Source organism: Nonomuraea turkmeniaca (assembly GCF_005889735.1).
Classification (GTDB): domain Bacteria; phylum Actinomycetota; class Actinomycetes; order Streptosporangiales; family Streptosporangiaceae; genus Nonomuraea; species Nonomuraea turkmeniaca.
This window is the reverse complement of sequence record NZ_VCKY01000403.1, coordinates 1-5,144: the sequence shown is the minus strand read 5'-3', so window position 1 is coordinate 5,144 and position 5,144 is coordinate 1. Positions and strand designations below refer to the sequence as shown.

At 70.2% G+C, this 5,144-nt stretch carries 3 protein-coding genes; all 3 read right to left on the bottom strand.

Annotation, left to right across the window (positions count from 1 at the left end; translation table 11 throughout):
• The coding region (locus tag ETD86_RS52340; RefSeq protein ID WP_138674066.1) for a WXG100 family type VII secretion target at positions 1-651 on the bottom strand (651 nt) is incomplete at its 3' end.
• Positions 648-956 carry a hypothetical protein gene (locus ETD86_RS56430; RefSeq protein WP_170223775.1) on the bottom strand — a complete coding sequence of 103 codons (309 nt, stop codon included), beginning with the start codon at positions 954-956 and terminating at the stop codon, positions 648-650. The genes ETD86_RS52340 and ETD86_RS56430, both read right to left, overlap by 4 nt.
• Before the next feature lie 51 nt (positions 957-1,007).
• Positions 1,008-4,991 carry a type VII secretion protein EccCa gene (gene eccCa, locus ETD86_RS52330; RefSeq protein ID WP_138674065.1) on the bottom strand — a complete coding sequence of 1,328 codons (3,984 nt, stop codon included), beginning with the start codon at positions 4,989-4,991 and terminating at the stop codon, positions 1,008-1,010.
• Positions 4,992-5,144: the final 153 nt, after the last annotated feature.

The window sequence follows — 5,144 nt, the reverse complement described above, 5'->3', positions numbered from 1 at the left end:
CCCCGCCCCGTAGTCCGCGTGGCCGCCGCCGTCCGCCGAGGCGAGCGTGGTGGTGGGGGTGTAGCCCGCGATCCGCTGCCAGTCGACCGGGTTGTCCCCGGGCTGGAAATCGGCGCCTCCAGGCTGGCGAATGTCCTTGAAGAAGGTGAACCCGCCCTCGCCCAGCTGCCCGTCGAGCGCGCTCTTGGCGGTGGCCAGGGCGGTCTCGGCCGTGGTGACGGCGTCGTTGGCGTCGCCGACCGGGTCGCCCAGCGCCTCCGTCACGTAGCGGTCGATGTCGTCCTGTGTGGCGTCGTCGTGGTTGCGCTGGTAGTCGCTCGCCAGGTTGCTCGCGGACGTGTGCAGCCCGCTGACCGTGCTGTAGGCGGTCTCCAGCTCGGTGGCGGCGGTGTCGAGGGCGGAGGCGCAGGAGGAGAGTGCCCCGTCCAGGTTCTGGCCGGCCTGGGGGTAGGCGGCCATGTAGGAGGTGAACGCTTCGGCCGAGCCGCCCTCCCACGCCTTGCCCACCTCGCTGACGCTCTTGGTGAGGTGGTTCGCCGAGGAGGAGACGTGGTCGCCCATCGTGCGCAGGCTTGAGGCGATCCCCCTGATCGCCTCGGGGTCGCCGTCGACCTTCTCCTTAAGCCCTGCCAGTGTCGAGACGATGCTCATGCGCCCGAGCCCGTTTCCGCGTCGCGGAAGTTCAAGGCGACCTCGCCGAGCGCGCGCTCGATGTTCTCCATGCGGTTGCGTCCCTCGCCGAGGTCGTCCCTGACCGCGTTCCAGACCTCGTCGATCTTGACGGCCAGCTCCTCAGCGCCGTCGATGGTCCCGAAGATGCCGGAGCCGGTCTCGCCCTGCGGCGCCTTGCTGTCGGAGTCGACGAACGCGTCGTCGAAGTCGAGCATGTTCTTCACCTTGAGCGCTTGTCTCCCGCATTCCTCGAGCGCTTGAACGTGCACGTCCACGTACCCCATGAAACTCCCCGACAATCTGCGAAGAACGGACGGCCGACCATAGTGGAGGAGCTACGCCTCCCCCAGATGGGCGGTCTGGATCAGGCGTGAGCCGAACCGCCGGTCGACGTGGAAGCCGCGGCCGACCGGCAGGGGCTGCGGGCGGATGTTGCCGAAGAGCTGGCCTTCCTCCCGGTTGCCCGACATGATCAACGCCGGACTGGCCATCTCCTTCATGCGCTGCACGGCCTGGTCGTACATGGCGCGGCTGGCGCCGCCGCTCTGCCTGGCCAGGACCAGATGCAGACCGATATCGCGGGCCTGCGGCAGCAGCTCGGCCAGCGGCGCCAGCGGATTGTTCGACGTGGCCACGAGGTCGTAGTCGTCGACCACGATGTACAGGTCCGAACCCTGCCACCAGCTCCGGCTGCGCAGCTGCTCCGGCGTGAGGTCGGCCGGCGGCAGGCGCTTGAGCAGGGCCGAGCGGGCGTCCTTGATGAGCTCGGTGGCGGCGGTGCTGGAGGCGGCGTACCCGATGCGGTGCTCGGTCACAGCCGTGTCCAGCAGCGAACGCCGGTAGTCGATCACGATCATCATGGCCTCGTGCGGGGTCTTCCGCGCGACCACGCCCTCCATGATGAGCTTGAGCACGTTGGACTTGCCGCACTCGTTGTCGCCGAACACGATGAAGTGCGGGTCGTTGTCGAAGTCGAGCACGACCGGCGAGAGCGAGTCCTCGTCGATGCCGATCGCGATCCGGTTCGCCCCCGTACGGTCCGGCCCCGGGAGGGAGGCCGCGGGCAGCACCGACGGCAGCAGGCGGACCGGCGGCGCCGCCGGCCCCTGCCACGACTGCCGTACGCTCTCCACCAGCGCGCGCACGCCCTCCGAGGCGTCCTCGGCGCTCTGCTGACCGTCGATCCGCGGCAGGGCGGCGAGGAAGTGCATGCCGTCCCTGGTCAGGCCGCGCCCCGGCACCCCTTCGGGCACCGCCATCGACGCCTTCCTGCTGATCTCGGACTCGTACGCGTCGCCCAGCTTGAACTCGATCCTGGTGCCGAACAGGTCCCTGATGCCCGACCGGAACTCCGACCACTTGTTGGTCGCGGCCACTACGTGGATGCCGTACCCGAGCCCGCGCGCCGCCAAGTCCGTGATCACGGCCTCGAGGCTCTCGAACTCCTGCCTGATCGTCAGCCACCCGTCGATGACCAGGAACACGTCGCCCCATCCGTCGCTCTGCGCGGAGCCGTCGGCGATCATCCTCCGGTAGGCGGCGATCGACTCGATGCCGCGCTCGGCGAAGCTCTGCTCCCGCTGCCGCAGCAGCGACGACACCTCGGCGACGGTCCTGCGTACCCGCTCGGCGTCGAGCCTGGTGGCCACGCCGCCGACGTGCGGCAGCCCGTCGAGCGCCGCCAGGCCGCCGCCGCCGAAGTCCAGGCAGTAGAACTGCACCGCGCGTGGCGTGTGGGTGAGCGCCATGCCGGTGATCAGCGTGCGCAGCACGTTGGTCTTGCCGCTCTGCGGCCCACCGGCCACGCCGATGTGCCCGGCCGCTCCGGACAGATCCAGCCAGTACGGGTCCCGCCGCTGCTCGAACGGCCTGTCGATGATCCCGATCACGGCGTGCAGCTTGCCCCTGCCCTGCCAGCCGGGCGTGGACAGGCCGAGCTCCGGCGTCACCGAGAGCGGCGGCAGCAAGTGCGAGAGTGTGGGCGGCTCGCCGAGCGGCGGCAGCCAGATGCGGTGGGCCGAGGGGCCGTGCCCGGCCAGACGCTGTACGACGACGTCGAGCAGGCTGTTCTGGGCGGAGGCGCGCTCTTCCACCTCTGCGGCCGGCGTCTCCTTGGGCTCCTGCTTCACGGCCGGGAGCGGCATGTACGCCGGGCCGTACTCCACCACCTGACGTAGCACGGTGTGGCCGTCGGCAGCGTCGGCGCCGCGGGAGGCGGGCTGGTAGGGGCCCGACACGTACGCGGCCTTGAACCTGGTCATGCCGCTCGTGTCGAACTTGAGGTAGCCGTTGCCCGGCGCGGACGGCAGCTCATAGGCGTCGGCCACGCCCAGCACGACCCGGCTCTCCATCGCGGAGAAGGTTCGCAGGCCGATCCGGTACGACAGGTGAGTGTCCAGCCCCCGCAGCCGGCCCTCCTCCAGGCGCTGCGAGGCCAGCAGCAGATGCACGCCGAGCGAGCGGCCGAGGCGGCCGATCATCACGAACAGGTCGACGAATTCCGGCTTGGCCGACAGCAGCTCGCTGAACTCGTCCAGCACCACGAACAACGTGGGCAGCGGCGCCAGCTCCGCCCCCTGCTCCCTGGCCCGTTCGTAGTCGCGCAGCGAGGCGAAGTTGCCCGCCGAGCGCAGCAGCTCCTGCCGTCGCACCATCTCGCCGTGCAGCGCGTCGTGCATGCGGTCCACCAGGGGGAGCTCGTCCACCAGGTTGGTGATGACCGCCGAGACGTGGGCGAGCGAGTCCAGTCCCAGGAAGGTCGCGCCGCCCTTGAAGTCGACCAGGACGAAGTTGAGTATCTCCGAGGAGTGCGTGACCGCCAGGCCCAGCACCAGCGTGCGCAGCAGCTCGCTCTTTCCGGAGCCGGTGGCTCCGATCACCAGCCCGTGCGGCCCCATGCCGCCCTGTGCGGACTCCTTGATGTCCAGCTCCACGACCCGCCCGTCGGCCCCGAGCCCGATCGGCACCCGCAGCCGGTTGCGACCCGCCCGCGGCCGCCAGGCGATCCTCGGGTCCAGATGGGACGGGTCGCCGACGCCCAGCAGGTCGGTGAGCGTGGTGTTGACCGACAGCACGTCCTCGACCTCGCCGCCGGAGCCCGCCGAGGCCCGTAGCGGCGCGAGCTGCCTGGCCAGGCCCTCCGCGCGCATGTAGTCCAGCCGGTCCGGGTCGCCGAAGCGCGTCCTGTGCTCCTTGCCCGCGTGGTCGAGCTTCACCATGTAGAACCCGTCCGGCCGTACGTCCAACCGCAACGTGTTGTTCTCCTCCACGTCGGGCGTCGCGCCGGACAGGTCGATCACGGTCACGCCCTGGATGGCGTCGCTGCCGAGCTGGGAGTCGTGCGGCACGTGCCCGCCGTCCACGATCAGCACGTGGTACGGCAGCGAGTCGGCCGCGGCGCCCGGCCGGAAGCGGGCACGTTCCCTGAGCTCGTCCCCGACCATGCGGTCCAGCTCGCCCATGTTGTCCGACATCAACCGCACCTGTCCCGCGGCATCCGTCTCCTCGGGATGCAGCGCGTGCGGCAGCCACTTGACCCACTCCCAGTGCGGCATCCACTCCGCGCCGGCGCACACCATGATCCGCATGTCGTCCGGCGAGTGGAACACGGTCAGCTGGGCGATCATGGACCGGATCAGGTCACGTACGGCGACGGGGTCGCCCGCCACCCTGATCCGGGCGAACGAGCCGAGCGCCACGGCGACGGGCAGCTCGGCGACCGTGGAATGCGCCCTGACGAACCTGCGCAGGGCGCCCGCCGACAGCGCGTCCAGGTCCTCGACGGGCTTGGAGTCCGGCGGGATGAGCTGGACGGCGAGCTTCTGGACGCCGGTGCCGAGCCGTACGGTGGCGAAGTCCTCGTCGCGCGGGCGCCGTTCCCACAGCCGCGGCCCCATGGCGATCCACCACAGGGCGTCGGGCTCGGGGCCGCTCCACTCCAGGGCCTCCCGCTGTTGCCTGGCCGCGCGCCTGGTCCGCTTGCGCACCTGGCTCAGGTAGCGGAAGTAGTCCCGGCGGGCGCCGTTGAGCCTGTACTTTCGCTCGCCCGACTGGCGGCCCAGTTGGCCGAGCGTCATGCCCACCATGGACAGCGCGAACAGGCCGCTGGCCACATACATGATCGGGTTGGAGTGGCCGAAGGAGGTGAACATGAGGGCCATCGCCGCCGCTCCCGCCAGCATCGGGAGGTAGGTGAGGACCGCCGAGAAGCCCTGGCTCTGGACCTCGGGGATCTCGGGAGGGGACTCCAGCAGGATTTCGCCGCGCGGTGGCTTGGGCCCTGGGCGGCGTTCGGGGCGACGCACGACGACGATGCTCATCGAGACGTTCTTACCAGAAGAGACCCGATATGTTCTTGTTGTCCGCGGCCACTGGTGGGGACGGAGTTGAAGTTGGGAAATATTGTTCACGGACCTCCGCCCGGTCCGCCACCCTCGGTCCAGGGACCACCCCCTGGTCCGCCCCCGTTGCAC